General features: G+C 40.3%; 14 protein-coding genes. All 14 read left to right on the forward strand.

Annotated elements, in window-relative coordinates:
• Positions 1-62 precede the first annotated feature (62 nt).
• The 14 genes from glpK (at position 63) to ACWPUA_RS08050 (ending at position 16,186) form a co-directional block, all read left to right on the forward strand.
• Entirely contained in the window at positions 63-1,571 is a 1,509-nt protein-coding gene (gene glpK / locus ACWPUA_RS07985) for a glycerol kinase GlpK (RefSeq protein WP_000076797.1), read from the forward strand.
• A gap of 41 nt (positions 1,572-1,612) precedes the next feature.
• Positions 1,613-3,439, forward strand: a complete 1,827-nt coding sequence (gene glpO / locus ACWPUA_RS07990) for a type 1 glycerol-3-phosphate oxidase (protein ID WP_454380238.1) — start codon at positions 1,613-1,615, stop codon at positions 3,437-3,439.
• Positions 3,440-3,508: 69 nt separating this feature from the next.
• Positions 3,509-4,213 carry an MIP/aquaporin family protein gene (locus ACWPUA_RS07995; RefSeq protein WP_454380240.1) on the forward strand — a complete coding sequence of 235 codons (705 nt, stop codon included), beginning with the start codon at positions 3,509-3,511 and terminating at the stop codon, positions 4,211-4,213.
• A 402-nt stretch (positions 4,214-4,615) separates the two neighbouring features.
• A complete protein-coding gene (gene dltB / locus ACWPUA_RS08000; RefSeq protein WP_454380242.1) occupies positions 4,616-5,770 on the forward strand; it encodes a D-alanyl-lipoteichoic acid biosynthesis protein DltB in 1,155 nt (384 codons plus the stop codon).
• Between the two features lie 37 nt (positions 5,771-5,807).
• Complete coding sequence (gene dltD / locus ACWPUA_RS08005; RefSeq protein ID WP_454380244.1) at positions 5,808-6,980, forward strand: D-alanyl-lipoteichoic acid biosynthesis protein DltD; 1,173 nt, start codon at positions 5,808-5,810, stop codon at positions 6,978-6,980.
• A gap of 451 nt (positions 6,981-7,431) precedes the next feature.
• Positions 7,432-7,563: a teichoic acid D-Ala incorporation-associated protein DltX gene (locus ACWPUA_RS08010; RefSeq protein ID WP_004254020.1), complete on the forward strand. Its 132-nt coding sequence runs from the start codon at positions 7,432-7,434 to the stop codon at positions 7,561-7,563.
• 20 nt (positions 7,564-7,583) lie between these two features.
• Positions 7,584-9,134, forward strand: coding sequence for a D-alanine--poly(phosphoribitol) ligase subunit DltA (gene dltA / locus ACWPUA_RS08015; RefSeq protein WP_454380246.1), 1,551 nt, complete (start codon positions 7,584-7,586; stop codon positions 9,132-9,134).
• Positions 9,131-10,375, forward strand: coding sequence for a D-alanyl-lipoteichoic acid biosynthesis protein DltB (dltB, locus tag ACWPUA_RS08020; protein WP_454380248.1), 1,245 nt, complete (start codon positions 9,131-9,133; stop codon positions 10,373-10,375). Before dltA ends, dltB (ACWPUA_RS08020) begins: the two co-directional genes overlap by 4 nt.
• 13 nt (positions 10,376-10,388) lie before the next feature.
• The gene (gene dltC, locus ACWPUA_RS08025; protein ID WP_000351968.1) at positions 10,389-10,628 is read left to right on the forward strand and encodes a D-alanine--poly(phosphoribitol) ligase subunit DltC; all 240 of its coding nucleotides are present in this window, start codon (positions 10,389-10,391) and stop codon (positions 10,626-10,628) included.
• Entirely contained in the window at positions 10,621-11,889 is a 1,269-nt protein-coding gene (dltD, locus tag ACWPUA_RS08030) for a D-alanyl-lipoteichoic acid biosynthesis protein DltD (RefSeq protein ID WP_454380250.1), read from the forward strand. The genes dltC and dltD (ACWPUA_RS08030) overlap by 8 nt, the downstream gene beginning before the upstream one ends.
• A 142-nt stretch (positions 11,890-12,031) precedes the next feature.
• Entirely contained in the window at positions 12,032-14,104 is a 2,073-nt protein-coding gene (gene nt5e / locus ACWPUA_RS08035) for a cell surface ecto-5'-nucleotidase Nt5e (protein ID WP_454380252.1), read from the forward strand.
• A gap of 138 nt (positions 14,105-14,242) precedes the next feature.
• Positions 14,243-14,683: a zinc-dependent transcriptional regulator AdcR gene (gene adcR / locus ACWPUA_RS08040; protein ID WP_454380254.1), complete on the forward strand. Its 441-nt coding sequence runs from the start codon at positions 14,243-14,245 to the stop codon at positions 14,681-14,683.
• Positions 14,683-15,387: a metal ABC transporter ATP-binding protein gene (locus tag ACWPUA_RS08045; RefSeq protein WP_006147770.1), complete on the forward strand. Its 705-nt coding sequence runs from the start codon at positions 14,683-14,685 to the stop codon at positions 15,385-15,387. The genes adcR and ACWPUA_RS08045 overlap by 1 nt, the downstream gene beginning before the upstream one ends.
• On the forward strand, positions 15,380-16,186 hold the full coding sequence (locus ACWPUA_RS08050; protein WP_006152441.1) for a metal ABC transporter permease: 807 nt from the start codon (positions 15,380-15,382) through the stop codon (positions 16,184-16,186). The genes ACWPUA_RS08045 and ACWPUA_RS08050 overlap by 8 nt, the downstream gene beginning before the upstream one ends.
• The last annotated feature ends 8 nt before the right edge of the window (positions 16,187-16,194 follow it).

A 16,194-nucleotide genomic window follows, 5' to 3' on the forward strand; every position in this document is an offset into this window, starting at 1 on the left:
TATTTTGTATACTAGTTACTGTAAAGAGGAACCCCCTCAAGATTTTATCAGGAGGACAGCACATGTCACAAGAAAAATACATTATGGCTATTGACCAAGGAACTACCAGTTCTCGTGCCATCATTTTTAACAAAAAAGGCGAGAAGGTCAGCTCTAGCCAAAAAGAATTCACTCAAATTTTCCCTCAAGCAGGTTGGGTAGAGCACAATGCCAATGAAATTTGGAACTCTGTTCAGTCAGTTATTGCGGGTGCTTTCATCGAAAGTGGTGTGAAACCAAGTCAAATCGAGGCAATCGGGATTACCAACCAGCGTGAAACAACTGTCGTCTGGGATAAGAAAACAGGGCTCCCTATCTACAATGCTATCGTTTGGCAATCACGCCAAACTGCTCCTCTGGCTGAACAACTGAAAAGCCAAGGTTATGTGGAAAAATTCCATGAAAAGACTGGTTTGATCATCGATGCTTACTTCTCTGCGACCAAGGTTCGTTGGATTTTGGACCATGTAGAGGGCGCTCAAGAGAGAGCTGAAAAGGGTGAATTGCTCTTTGGTACCATTGATACTTGGTTGGTTTGGAAATTGACTGACGGTGCGGCTCACGTGACCGACTACTCAAATGCAGCCCGTACCATGCTTTATAACATTAAAGAACTTAAATGGGATGATGAGATTTTGGAAATTCTCAACATTCCAAAGGCTATGCTTCCAGAAGTTCGTTCTAACTCTGAGATCTACGGTAAGACAGCGCCATTCCATTTCTACGGTGGAGAAGTGCCGATATCAGGTATGGCTGGTGACCAACAGGCAGCCCTCTTTGGACAGTTGGCCTTTGAACCTGGTATGGTTAAAAATACTTATGGAACAGGTTCTTTCATCATCATGAATACTGGTGAAGAGATGCAGTTGTCTGAAAATAACCTCTTGACAACGATTGGTTACGGAATCAATGGCAAGGTTTACTATGCCTTGGAAGGTTCTATCTTCATCGCAGGAAGTGCCATTCAATGGCTTCGTGATGGACTTCGCATGGTCGAAAATTCACCAGAATCTGAAAAATACGCTCGTGATTCTCACAACAATGATGAAGTTTATGTCGTTCCAGCCTTTACAGGTCTAGGTGCTCCATACTGGAACCAAAATGCTCGCGGTTCTGTCTTTGGATTGACTCGTGGAACAAGTAAGGAAGACTTTATCAAGGCAACTCTTCAATCAATTGCTTATCAAGTGCGTGATATTATCGATACGATGCAAGTGGATGCTCAGACAGCTATACAGGTCTTGAAAGTAGACGGTGGTGCAGCTATGAACAACTTCCTCATGCAGTTCCAAGCTGACATCTTGGGAATCGATATTGCACGCGCCAAAAACTTGGAAACAACAGCTCTAGGAGCAGCCTTCCTAGCTGGTTTGTCAGTAGGGTACTGGAAAGACTTGGATGAGTTGAAACTCTTGAACGAGACAGGAGAACTCTTTGAGCCATCTATGAACGAATCTCGCAAGGAACAACTCTACAAGGGTTGGAAGAAGGCTGTGAAAGCAACCCAAGTCTTTGCGGAAGTAGACGACTAATACTGGAAGAATAAAGTGACTTAGTTAGAAAGTGTGTAAATATGGAATTTTCAAAGAAAACACGTGAATTATCAATTAAAAAAATGCAGGAACGTACCCTGGACCTCTTGATTATCGGTGGAGGAATCACAGGGGCTGGTGTAGCTTTGCAGGCGGCAGCTAGCGGTCTTGAGACTGGATTGATTGAAATGCAGGACTTCGCAGAAGGAACATCTAGCCGTTCAACAAAATTAGTTCACGGAGGTCTGCGTTACCTCAAACAATTCGACGTAGAAGTGGTGTCAGATACGGTTTCAGAACGTGCAGTGGTTCAACAAATTGCACCTCACATTCCAAAACCAGATCCAATGCTCTTGCCAGTTTACGACGAGGATGGAGCAACATTTAGCCTTTTCCGTCTCAAAGTAGCCATGGACTTGTACGACCTATTGGCAGGGGTTAACAATACGCCTGCTGCAAACAAGGTTTTGAGCAAAGAAGAAGTCTTGGAACGCCAGCCAAACTTGAAGAAAGAAGGTTTGGTAGGAGGTGGAGTTTATCTTGACTTCCGTAACAACGATGCGCGTCTCGTGATCGAAAACATCAAACGTGCCAACCAAGATGGTGCCCTCATTGCCAACCACGTGAAGGCAGAAGGCTTCCTCTTTGACGAAAGTGGTAAGATTACAGGTGTCGTGGCTCGTGATTTGTTGACAGACCAAGTCTTTGATATCAAGGCTCGTCTGGTTATCAACACGACAGGTCCTTGGAGCGACAAGGTACGCAATCTGTCTAATAAGGGAACGCAATTCTCACAAATGCGTCCAACTAAGGGAGTTCACTTGGTGGTGGACTCAAGCAAGATCAAGGTTTCACAGCCAGTTTACTTTGACACAGGTTTGGGAGATGGTCGTATGGTCTTTGTTCTCCCACGTGAAAACAAGACTTACTTTGGTACAACCGATACAGACTACACAGGTGATTTGGAACATCCAAAAGTGACGCAGGAAGATGTAGATTATCTACTTGGCATTGTCAACAACCGCTTCCCAGAAGCAAACATTACCGTTGCTGATATTGAAAGCAGCTGGGCTGGTCTTCGTCCATTGATCGCAGGCAATAGCGCTTCTGACTACAATGGTGGAAATAACGGAACCATTAGCGATGAAAGCTTCAATAACTTGATTGCGACTGTCGAGGCTTATCTATCGAAAGAAAAATCGCGTGAAGATGTTGAGTCTGCTGTCAGCAAGCTTGAAAGTAGCACATCTGAGAAACATTTGGACCCATCTGCAGTTTCACGTGGTTCGAGCTTGGACCGTGATGACAATGGCCTGTTGACCCTTGCTGGTGGTAAAATCACAGACTACCGTAAGATGGCTGAAGGGGCTATGGAGCGCGTGGTTGACATTCTCAAAGCAGAATTTGACCGCAGCTTTAAACTCATCAACTCGAAGACTTATCCTGTTTCAGGTGGAGAATTGAACCCAGCAAATGTGGACTCAGAAATTGAAGCCTTTGCTCAACTTGGAGTGTCACGTGGCTTGGATAGCAAGGAAGCTCATTACCTAGCAAATCTTTACGGTTCAAATGCACCGAAAGTCTTTGCCCTTGCTCACAGCTTGGAACAAGCGCCAGGACTCAGCTTGGCAGATACCTTGTCCCTTCACTATGCAATGCGCAATGAGTTGGCTCTGAGCCCAGTTGACTTCCTCCTTCGCCGTACCAACCACATGCTCTTTATGCGTGATAGTTTGGATAGCATTGTGGAGCCAGTTCTGGATGAAATGGGACGATTCTATGATTGGTCAGAAGAAGAAAAGGCAGCCTACCGTGCGGATGTTGAAGCAGCCCTTGCTAACAACGATCTAGCGGCATTGAAAAATTAAGAAAAACTAGAAGTGAGGGAACAAGCCTTCCTTGCCTTCCCTCTCCTTCTTTAAAATGGAGACAACGATATGATGAAAGAATTATTTGGAGAATTTTTGGGGACTTTAATCCTTATCCTCCTAGGAAATGGTGTTGTAGCAGGTGTGGTTCTTCCCAAAACCAAGAGCAACAATGCAGGTTGGATTGTGACTTCTATGGGATGGGGAATTGCTGTAGCCGTTGCGGCCTTTGTATCTGGCACGCTCAGCCCAGCCCACTTAAATCCAGCTGTGACATTTGCGATGGCCTTAAAAGGAACGCTCTCTTGGGCTTCCGTTTTCCCATACATCCTAGCTCAGTTCGCAGGGGCTATGCTGGGTCAGATTTTGGTTTGGTTGCAATTCAAACCGCATTATGAGGCAGAAGAAAATGCAGGCAATATCCTGGCAACCTTCAGTACTGGACCGGCCATCAAGGATACAGTTTCTAACTTAATCAGTGAAATCCTTGGCACCTTTGTTTTGGTATTGACAATCTTTGCTTTGGGGCTTTATGATTTTCAGGCAGGTATCGGCACCTTTGCAGTGGGGACTTTGATTGCCGGTATTAGTCTATCACTAGGTGGGACAACTGGTTGTGCCTTGAACCCAGCTCGTGACCTCGGTCCTCGCATTATGCATAGCCTTCTTCCAATTCCAAACAAGGGAGATGGGGACTGGTCTTATGCTTGGATTCCTGTTGTAGGACCTGTTATTGGTGCAGCCCTAGCAGTTCTCGTATTTTCACTTTTCTAAGATAATAAAGCCCAAATATTTATATCTCAATAAACATAACTTACCAAAAACGACCAAAATAAGGAGCGCTGCCTCACTTCATTTTGGTCGTTTTGATTTTTTTAAGTTTATATACTGGTGTTAATTATTATTTCAGCTAAAAAACAGAGTACTTCACTAGTTCATTCATCAATCTTTTAGGTCTTGAATTATATTTGTTGTGTAAATAATTTTGTCTCGTTATTGGGATTTTAGTGGTAAGAGTCATTTGTTTTTTTATTTTAGGAAATTGGATAATAGAGATATATAGTTTTTAAATTATGATATAATGAATAAAGTTAATTATCCTTGATAATATGATAGGGACTAATCCTAAAATGACAAATCAGGAGATGAGAAAAAGAGAAAAGGAGTCCATCTGGTATGAATTATTTTGAGGGGAATGAGTTTTTCCTTCTATTGTTTGTGGTTTTACTGATTGGCTTTGTTTTAAACTACTTTGGCAAGCGTAAGGATTATTATATTTTAAGTCTGTCAATTTTATTTGCAGGAGCCATCTATGGTAAGAGTAAATCCATGGTTGTTTATCTATTGGCTTTCATCATCTACCAATATGTCCTAGTTTTCATAGCACAAAGAATGGATTTAAAACGGTTAAAACCTCTAGTTATGTTATCCATTTTACCTTTAGTGGTCAATAAAGTCTTTGCCATAACCCAGCTACATTTGTTGGCTTTTATTGGGATTTCCTACATGTCCTTTAAGACCATTCAGATCATGCTAGAAATATCGGATGGTTTAATCAAAGAAAGAATCAGTGTAAAAGATTATCTGCAGTTTCTACTCTTTTTCCCTACAGTTAGTTCTGGGCCAATCGATCGTAGCAGAAGATTTCTAAAAGAGATCAATGAAGTCATGCCTAGAAAAGATTACCTAGAGTTAGCAGGTGATGGTATTTATCGCATCGTTTTAGGCCTTCTCTACAAGGTTGTTTTATCAACCTATGTTTACCAGATACTACTTGCTCTAAGCAATACTGGGACAGTTGTCTACTCAATCAAATATATGTACCTGTATACTCTCTATCTGTTCTTTGACTTTGCGGGGTATAGTTTGATGGCTGTTGGAAGCAGTAATGTTTTGGGTATTCAGACACCGATGAATTTCAATAAACCTTTCTTGAGTATTGATATCAAGGATTTCTGGACTAGATGGCACATCACCTTGTCAACATGGTTGAGAGATTTCGTATTTTCAAGAGTTTTAATGCAGGTTATCAGAAAGAAATGGTTTAAGAATAGATTACACAATGCAGCCTATGCCTATATGGTCAATATGTTGGTTATGGGATTTTGGCATGGAATTAGTGTCAGCTACATCGCTTATGGTTTTTACCATGGAATCTTGATGTCTGGATTTGAAATTTATCAAAAGAAAAGCACTTTTTATAAGAAACATAAAAATAAAACTTGGTACAAGCTAATAAGTTGGTTTGTGACCATGAATTTAGTTATGGTTGGCTTCTTTATCTTTTCAGGTGAACCTTATAAGATAATTATGGCAATTCTAAGTAGATAAAGAGATCTGCTAAAACAAGGAGATTGGACAAAACAAGATGATAAAGTTAAAAGCATTTTTACTATCGCTTGTGCTAGTAATTGCGACTCTTGCTCTTTTAAATGTGACATATGTCAAGAAGATTGACGACTATTATAAAGTCAAGGACAATAGTATTCGCTACAGCACTTCTTATGAAAAGTATAAAAGTAGAGATATTCTAACAAATAATATCACTCCCAATACACTAGTTCTAATGGGTTCCTCAGAGTTAGTTGCGACGATAAATGAAGATTACCATCCCAATAAAATTTTTAACTACAATGATTTTAACATTATGCAGATAGGAACCAGTTACTCTCAAAATATCATTCAAGCTACGACCTTGAGCTCGATTGAGGGGGCTATGAGTAAGCGAAAAGTAGCTATCGTAGAGTCTGTTCAATGGTTCGAAAAGGATGGGACTCATCAAGACGCCTTCTTAAACAAGGCCTCTCAGGAACATATTTTTCACATGCTAGATAACGAGAAAATCAGTAAGGAAACGAAAGAAAAACTAATTAATCGCATTATTGAGATTACCAAAGGAAACAAACAACAAAATGATATCTATAAAAAGTATAAAAGCTATTTTATAGAAGGAAAAGGGACAATCATTGATAAAAAACTGTTGGAGCTTGACAATGCCGTTTATTCCTTTAAGCTTAAACGAAAATTCTATGAAAATCATGCCAAATCAGACTATCCTGCACTAGGAGATAAAACGCCGGATTATGATTGGGAGGAGATGACGAAGAAGTTTGTAGAAGAAGTTAAAAAGAAAACAGATAACAATGATTATGCTGTGGATAATAACTACTACAATACCTACTTGAGAGACCGCTATGCTTCGTTGAAAGATTCTAACAAAGACTTGAGCTACATAGAGTCACCAGAGTATTCAGATATGGAGCTCTTCTTGACAGTTGCTAAGGAATTGGGAATTGAAGTTGAAGTCATTATCTTTCCTGTAAATGGTAAATGGAATGATTACACAGGTGTTTCACGAGAAATGCGTGAAGAAACTTACAAAAAAATAGAAAGTATTGCCAAAAACCACGGTGCTACGGTGTTAAACTATGGAAACAGAGAGTATGATGATTACTTTTTATTTGACGTGATGCACGTTGGAGTGAAAGGATGGATGGAAGTTGAAAAAGAACTTTACAAATTTGCAAATGAAACTAACTGACACACATCGTTTACTATTGTGGACCTTGTTTTTCTATACAGTTATTTTAAGCATCGTAATCTACTGTTTTGTGACTGATTTTTCTAACATTCAAGATTTCATCTATAGTGAATTTTAAGATTACATATTATAAAAATCTCTAGATAAAGGGGATTCTATCGATAAAGTGAGACATAAGATAAGGCTCTATAATATTTATAGCGGGGAAGTCCTCTATAGGTAGTATAGAGCCTACTTTGTTGTAGCTCCCAATATAATCTATACTGGAAAATATTAAAGCTATCATTAGAAGGTATCATATGGAATGATTTAATGATGTTTAAAGGTAGTGGAAATGGACGAAAAACAATTGAAAAAATAGTTTATAAAGTGGTATAATAGCAGAAAACTAAGTTAGTAAGAAATTGATTTTATTTTAGTTGAAAATTACAGGAATGAAAGGTTTTTCTTGATGAAACAGAGAAATGAACTCTATCTCTTTCTTGGTCGGACAGCCTTGTATTTTATCATTTTCTTGGGCCTACTTTACTTTTTTAGTTATCTCGGTCAGGTTCAAGGTAGCTTTATCTATAATGAATTTTAACTTAAAGGAGAACCCCTATTGTGTCAAATAAACCAATAGTAGATATGATTGAAACCATTGAGCATTATGCTCAAAAGCAGCCTAATTTTCCGGTATACAATGTCCTTGGAGAAGAGCATACCTATGGCCAATTGAAGGCTGATTCAGATAGCTTAGCAGCCCATATTGACCAGATGGAACTTCCTGAAAAGTCACCTGTTGTGGTCTTTGGTGGCCAAGAATATGAAATGTTAGCAACCTTTGTGGCCTTGACCAAATCTGGCCATGCCTATATCCCAATTGACAGCCATTCTGCCTTGGAGCGCGTGTCTGCCATTGTTGAAGTAGCAGAGCCAAGCTTAATCATCGCCATCAAAGAGTTTCCAATTGAGAACCCAGCTGCTCCAATCATGTCCTTGGAGCAAGTGCGTGAAGCTTATGCGGCTCAACATGCCTATGATTTGCAACATCCGGTCAAAGGGGATGATAACTACTACATCATCTTTACTTCAGGGACGACCGGGAAGCCAAAAGGGGTGCAGATTTCACATGATAATTTGCTCAGCTTCACCAACTGGATGATCACAGATAAGGAGTTTGCAACGCCAGAACGTCCGCAAATGTTGGCGCAACCGCCCTATTCCTTTGACTTGTCTGTCATGTATTGGGCACCAACTTTGGCTCTTGGAGGCACGCTTTTTGCCCTCCCATCAGCCATTACTCAAGACTTCAAACAACTCTTTGCAACTATCTTTTCTCTTCCGATTGCTATCTGGACTTCGACACCATCTTTTGCAGATATGGCCATGCTGTCTGAAGATTTCAATGCTGAAAAGATGCCAGGAATCACCCATTTCTACTTTGATGGGGAAGAGTTGACCGTGAAAACAGCTCAGAAATTGCGCGAACGTTTCCCAAATGCGCGCATCATCAATGCTTACGGGCCAACAGAAGCAACAGTTGCTTTGTCGGCAGTTGCTATCACAGATGAGATGCTAGCGACACTTAAACGCTTGCCAATTGGTTATACCAAAGAAGATTCTCCAACCTTCATCATTGATGAGGAAGGAAACAAATTGCCGAATGGTGAGCAAGGTGAGATCATCGTGTCTGGACCGGCTGTTTCAAAAGGTTATATGAATAATCCTGAGAAAACAGCAGAAGCTTTCTTCGAATTTGAAGGTCTGCCAGCCTACCATACGGGAGATGTCGGAACCATGACGGATGAAGGCCTTCTTCTCTATGGTGGTCGGATGGACTTCCAAATCAAGTTTAACGGCTACCGTATTGAGCTAGAAGATGTTTCTCAAAACTTGAACAAGTCTCAGTACATCGACTCGGCTGTTGCAGTGCCACGCTACAACAAAGATCACAAGGTTCAAAATCTCTTGGCCTATGTCATCTTAAAAGATGGGGTCAAGGAACAATTTGAGCGCGAGATTGATATTACCAAAGCGATTAAGGAAGATTTGGAGCACATCATGATGTCTTATATGATGCCTTCGAAATTCCTCTACCGTGACAGCTTGCCGCTAACTCCAAATGGGAAAATCGACATCAAAGGGTTGATTAGTGAGGTTAATAATAGATGATGGAGCTTATTAAACAGCTTCCTCATATTGAGCCTTATGGAAATCCGCAGTACTTTTTGTATGTGATTACTGCTATTTTGCCAATCTTTATCGGTCTTTTTTTCAAAAAACGTTTTGGCTGGTATGAAATATTGGTTAGTCTTTTCTTTATAGTCACTATGTTGACGGGAGGCAAGACCAATCAATTAGCTGCCTTAGGAATCTATCTAATTTGGCAAATGGTACTGGTTCTTTTTTACAAGCAATATCGAAAAGTCCGAGATGGTAAATGGATTTTCTACCTAGTAAGTTTATTATCATTGCTTCCCATCATCTTTGTCAAGGTGCAACCAGCTATTAATGGCACACAGTCTCTACTAGGATTTGTAGGAATCTCCTATTTAACCTTTCGTTCGGTAGGAATCATCATCGAACTTAGAGATGGAGTCATAAAGGATTTGAAAATATGGGAATATTTGCGTTTTCTTCTCTTTATGCCGACATTTTCAAGTGGTCCTATTGATCGTTTCAAACGTTTTAATGAAAATTATAAGACGATACCAGAGCGCGATGAGTTGCTAGATATGCTAGCCGAGTCCGTTCGGTATATCATGTGGGGATTTCTGTATAAATTTATCCTAGCCCATATTTTAGGCGAAATCTTATTACCTCCTTTAAAGAATTTAGCTTTACAAACAGGTGGCGTCTTTAACTATTATGTAGTGGCCATCATGTACACATTTGGTTTTGAACTCTTCTTTGATTTTGCAGGTTACTCTATGTTTGCTATAGCTATTTCAAATCTGATGGGAATTCGTAGTCCGATTAACTTCAACAAACCTTTCTTGTCAAGGGATTTGAAGGATTTTTGGAATCGTTGGCACATGAGTTTATCCTTCTGGTTCCGTGATTTTGTCTTTATGCGCATGGTCATGGTGATGACGAGAAAGAAGCTTTTTAAGAATCGAAATGTGACTTCAAGTATTGCCTATATCCTAAACATGCTCCTCATGGGCTTCTGGCATGGGATAACATGGTTTTATATCGCTTACGGACTCTTTCATGGGATAGGCTTAGTGATGAATGATGCCTGGGTTCGAAAGAAAAAAACGCTCAATAAAGAACGAAAAAAAGCAGGGCGACCTCCCTTGCTTGAGAATCGTTGGGCTCAGTTGCTTGGCATTGTGATAACCTTCCATGTCGTAATGGTTTCATTCTTAATCTTTTCTGGATTTTTGAATGATTTATGGTTTAAAAAATAAAAGGAATTAAAAAATGGATATCAAATCAGAAGTTATTGAAATAATCGATGAATTATTTATGGAAGATGTTTCTGACATGATGGATGAAGATCTTTTCGATGCAGGTGTCTTGGATAGCATGGGAACGGTTGAATTGATCGTGGAAATCGAAAATCGCTTTGATATTCGTGTCCCGGTTACAGAATTTGGCCGTGATGACTGGAATACAGCCAATAAAATCGTGGCAGGAATTACGGAGTTAAAGAATGCTTAAACGCCTGTGGTTAATCTTTGGGCCTATCTTTGTAGCGGGATTATTGGTTTTTCTTCTTATCTGTTTCTATCCAAGTAGCAAGAACCATAATCTTATGGAGGAAAAATACTCTGCAGCCTCTATAAGTGCAGAAAGCTTCAAGGAGAGAAGCCAAAAAGTGAGAGCTCTAACAGACCCTAATATGCGTTTTGTCCCTTTCTTTGGGTCGAGTGAATGGATTCGTTTTGATAGTATGCATCCAGGAGTGTTGGCTGAAAAGTATAATCGCTCCTACCGTCCGTATTTTATGGGGCAGGCAGGAGCAGCTTCTCTTAGCCAGTACTTTGGGATGCAACAAATCACATCTGAACTTGAAAATAAACAAGCGGTGTTTGTGATCTCTCCACAGTGGTTTACAAAGGAAGATCAAGATCCAGTTACTTTTCAAACTTATTTTAACAATGATCAGTTAACTGCCTTCTTGGAAAATCAATCTGGGGATGTGGCCACTCAGTATGCGGCTAATAGACTCTTGAAGCAGAATCCAAGCGTACCTATGAAGGGGATTGTTGAAAAACTGGCTAAGAATGAACAGTTGTCAGACTTTGATCATTCAATAATTACAGCTTCTGCAGAATTCAATGAAAGACAAGCAGCCCTTTTTGGTCAATTCTCCATCCGAGGCCGATTAAAGTATAAAGATCATATTGAAAAATATTTGAGTAGTCTCCCAGATCAGTTTTCGTATGAAGAATTGGAAAATATTGCACGTAAGGATGCAGAAGAAAACACGACCAATAATGATTTGGGAATGGAGAACCACTTTTACAATACTCAACTAAAGAAGGATTTGAAAAAGTGGGAAGGGTATCAAAAAAATTACAACTTCCTCCAGTCAAGGGAATACAATGATTTACAGCTGGTGCTTGATCAATTTGCCAAATCTAAGGTCAATGTGATCTTTGTCTTTCAACCTGTCAATAAAAAATGGATGAATTATACAGGATTAAGTGAGGAAATGTATCAACACTCTGTCGAAAAAATTCGTTACCAGTTGGAGAGTCAAGGTTTCACCAATATTGCTGATTTTTCAAAAAACGGTGATGAACCTTATTTTGTCAAGGATACGATTCATATCGGTTGGTTAGGCTGGCTGGCGTTTGATAAGGTTGTAAATCCTTTTTTAAGTAATCCAACAACAGCACATAGTTACCAAATGAATGACCGCTTCTTTAGCCAAGATTGGGCGGATTACGATGGGAACATCAAAGATTTTCAATAAAATGAGCTAAAAGTTTGGGATTTTAATCCAAGCTTTTTTGTTTAAATGGCGAATATTTAAGATGCAAATAGGTCAAAAGTTTCAAAATTTTTAGAAATAGCGTATAATATAAAAGATAAAAAGAAAAGAAAGGGATCTCAAAATGAAGAAACAGTTCTTATTACCCATCCTATCTACAGCTTTATTAGCTCCAGCCTTCTTAGCAGGACAAGTATACGCTGAAGAAGCAACAACTCCTGCAGAAAGTTCAGCTGTCGCAGCAACTCCAGCTCCGTCGGCGACTCCAGCTCCTGTTGAGAGCCCTGCGGTACCGGAAACTTCGACAACTTCAGAAGCGATTGCACCTGCAGAAGCTCCGTCAGCTCCTGCTGAATCTCCTAAAAGCGAAGAAAAGGACACTGTTATCTTACACACCAATGATGTCCATGGTCGTATTGTAGAGGAAAAGGGAGTCATTGGAGACGCTAAGTTGGCTACAGTCATTGAACAAGAGCGTGCAAAAACCAACCAGACCACCTTGGTGGTAGATGCTGGTGATGCTTTCCAGGGTCTTCCTATCTCAAACTCATCAAAAGGTGAAGCACGTGCTAAGATTCTTAACGAGATGGATTATGATGCCATGGCTGTAGGAAATCACGAGTTTGATTTCGGACTTGATGAAGCTAAAAAATACAAAGAAATTTTGAAATTCCCCTTGTTAAGCTCAAATACTTATGTAGATGGAGCTCGTCTCTTCCAAGCTTCTACGATTGTTGACAAGAATAAGGATATTGAAGGCGATGAGTTTGTAGTGATAGGTGTGACAACGCCGGAAACAGCAACGAAAACTCACCCTAAAAATGTTAAAGGAGTAACCTTTACTGAGCCAATCGAAGAGGTTAATAGGGTCGTTGAAGAAGTTCAAGCCAAGGCTAAGGCGGAAGGTAAGGATTATAAGCATTATGTAGTCTTAGCCCACTTGGGTGTTGATACAACAACGCCAGTAGCTTGGCGTGGCTCAACACTAGCAGAAGCCCTGTCTAAGAACCCTCTTTTGAAGGGGAAACGTGTAACAGTCATTGATGGCCACTCTCATACAGTAGAATCAACTACTTACGGAGATAATGTGACTTACAACCAAACTGGAAGTTATCTCCATAACGTTGGTAAAATTACTTATAAATCTCGTCAGCTTTTGGGCAATCCAACTCAGATTACTGCTGCTGAAGCCAAAAAATTAGAAGCAAATCCAAAAGTTGCTAGTTTAGTTAAAGATATTAAGGCAAAGTATGATGCAGAAAATGCAGTTGAGGTTGTGTCTAACAGTCCTGTTGAACTAAACGGAGACCGTGAAAATGTTCGTGTTCGTGAAACGAATCTCGGAAATGTCGTCGCAGATTCTCTCTACCAGTATGGTCAAACAGGATTTAGTCATCCAACAGATATCGCTGTGACAAATGGTGGTGGCTTACGTGAGACAATTGCTAAAGACAAACCAATTACAAAAGGAAATGTCATTGCTGTATTACCATTCGGTAACACCATCTCTCAAATTCAAGTAACCGGTCAACAAGTTCTGGATATGTTTGAAAAATCACTCGGATCTATTTTGCAGGTGGATAAAGCAGGAAAAACTGTCTTAGACGAAAATGGTCAACCATTGCTAGAACCAAGTGGTGGATTTTTACAAGTCTCTGGTGTCAAAGTATACTATGACACAAATCTACCTTCTGGGAAACGTATTTTAGCTGTTCAGGTTAAGAATCGTACGACTGGTCTTTACGATAGATTAGACTTAGCCAAAATCTACTATCTAACAACAAACGACTTCTTGGCTGCTGGTGGTGACGGTTATACCATGCTTGGTGGTGCTAGAGAAGAAGGTCCTTCAATGGATGCTGCCTTTGAAGACTATCTCAAAACAGCTGATTTGACTCAGTATGAAAAAGTAAATCCAAATTCACGCACGATTTCTGTGGACTCAAAAACATTTAAACTTCCTGAAGAAGGTAAAGAGCAAGATCCAGCTAAACCAGTAGAAGACCAAGCAACAAAACCGACTCAACCTTCTACTGTAAAAGTTGATTATAAGGTTGCAGATGAGTTTGCTAAGAAACCAGTAGTCTCAGAGAAAGTACTTCCAAATACAGGTAGTGAGCAATCTATCTTCATGATGCTACTTGGTGTGATTCTTGGAGCGACAGCCCTCTGGACTAGCCGTAAACAAGAAAAATAATTCTAAAGGATGAAAACATCTCAGGTGTTTTCATCTTTTTTCTTGATTCTTTTTTGGTTTATGATATAATTAACCAGTAAAGAATCTGCGGTGTTCTATATTGTTTTAGGAAAAAGATAACTAGGAAAGGAGAAGTTCATGAGACAATTAGCAACAGACATTGATCATTTTTTAAATGAAGTGATCCTGAAAGCTGAAAACCAGCATGAAATCCTTATTGGCCATTGTACCAGTAACGTAGCTTTGACCAATACTCAGGAGCATATTCTTATGCTTTTATCAGAGGAGTCGCTAACCAACTCTGATTTGGCGCGCCGTCTCAATGTCAGTCAAGCAGCCGTTACCAAGGCTATAAAATCTTTGATTAAAGAGGGGATGTTGGAGACATCCAAGGATCCCAAGGATGCTCGAGTGATTTTCTATCAATTGACAGGCCTAGCTCGACCGATTGCTGAGGAACATCACCATCATCATGAGCACACGCTCTCGACTTATGAACAAGTTGCCACTCAATTCTCGGCTGAGGAGCAAAAAATTATCCAGCGGTTTTTAACTGCTTTAGTAGGAGAAATCAAGTAATGAGATACATCACAGTAGAGGATTTGTCCTTCTATTATGACAAGGAACCTGTGCTTGAGCATATCAATTACAGTGTTGATAGTGGGGAATTTGTCACGCTCACTGGAGAAAATGGAGCTGCCAAGACGACTCTAATTAAGGCTAGTCTGGGTATTTTGCAACCAAGATTTGGCAAAGTTACCATTTCAAAGACCAACACTCGTGGAACGAAATTAAGAATTGCCTACCTTCCTCAACAGATTGCAAGTTTTAATGCAGGCTTTCCGAGCACTGTTTATGAATTTGTAAAATCAGGTCGTTATCCAAGAAAAGGTTGGTTCCGTCGTTTGAATGCCCATGATGAGGAACATATCAAGGCTAGTTTAAACTCTGTTGGTATGTGGGAACATCGGGATAAACGCATAGGCTCCCTCTCTGGTGGGCAAAAGCAGAGAGCTGTTATCGCACGTATGTTTGCTTCGGATCCAGATATCTTTATCTTGGATGAGCCGACGACAGGGATGGATGCGGGAACCAAGGATGAGTTTTATGAACTCATGCATCACAGCGCCCACCATCATGGCAAGGCTGTTTTGATGATTACTCACGATCCTGAAGAAGTCAAGGACTATGCAGATCGCAATATTCACCTGGTCCGAGACCAAGATTCGCCATGGCGTTGCTTCAATGTCCATGAAAGTGACCAGGAGGTGGAGCATGCTTAATCTATTGTCTTATGATTTTATGCAGCGAGCCTTTTTGGCAGTTATTGCCATGAGTCTCTTTTCACCAGTTCTGGGGACCTTCCTTATCTTGCGTCGTCAGAGTCTTATGAGTGATACTCTGAGTCACGTCTCGCTTTCGGGGGTTGCCTTTGGCTTGGTTTTAGGAATTTCTCCGACCATTTCAACCATTGTGATTGTCTTGATTGCGGCGGTCTTCCTTGAATACCTACGTACGGTTTATAAAAGCTTTATGGAGATTGGGACAGCCATTCTCATGTCTACAGGACTTGCAGTTTCACTTATTGTCATGAGTAAGGGTAAGAGCTCTAGCTCTATGAGTCTGGACCAATACCTTTTTGGTTCTATTGTGACTATTAGTCAAGAGCAGGTCATTGGGCTCTTTGTTATTGCAGCAGTTGTTTTAATCCTGACCTTCCTCTTTTTAAGACCCATGTATATTCTAACTTTTGACGAGGATACAGCTTTTGTTGATGGTCTTCCAGTGCGTACTATGTCTATTCTCTTTAACATGGTAACGGGTGTGGCTATTGCCCTCATGATCCCAGCTGCGGGAGCACTTTTGGTATCGACTATCATGGTTTTACCAGCAAGTATTGCTTTGCGTCTAGGTAAAAACTTTAGTTCAGTGATGATACTTGCTAGTGTTATTGGTTTTCTAGGCATGGTTGCGGGGCTTTATATTTCCTATTATGCAGAGACACCACCAAGTGCAAGTATCACTCTTATCTTTGTAGTTGTCTTCTTAGGAGTCAGCTTACTCAAACGTTTTATCAAATAGGAGAAGTA

It is taken from the genome of Streptococcus sp. Marseille-Q6504 (assembly GCF_965111625.1).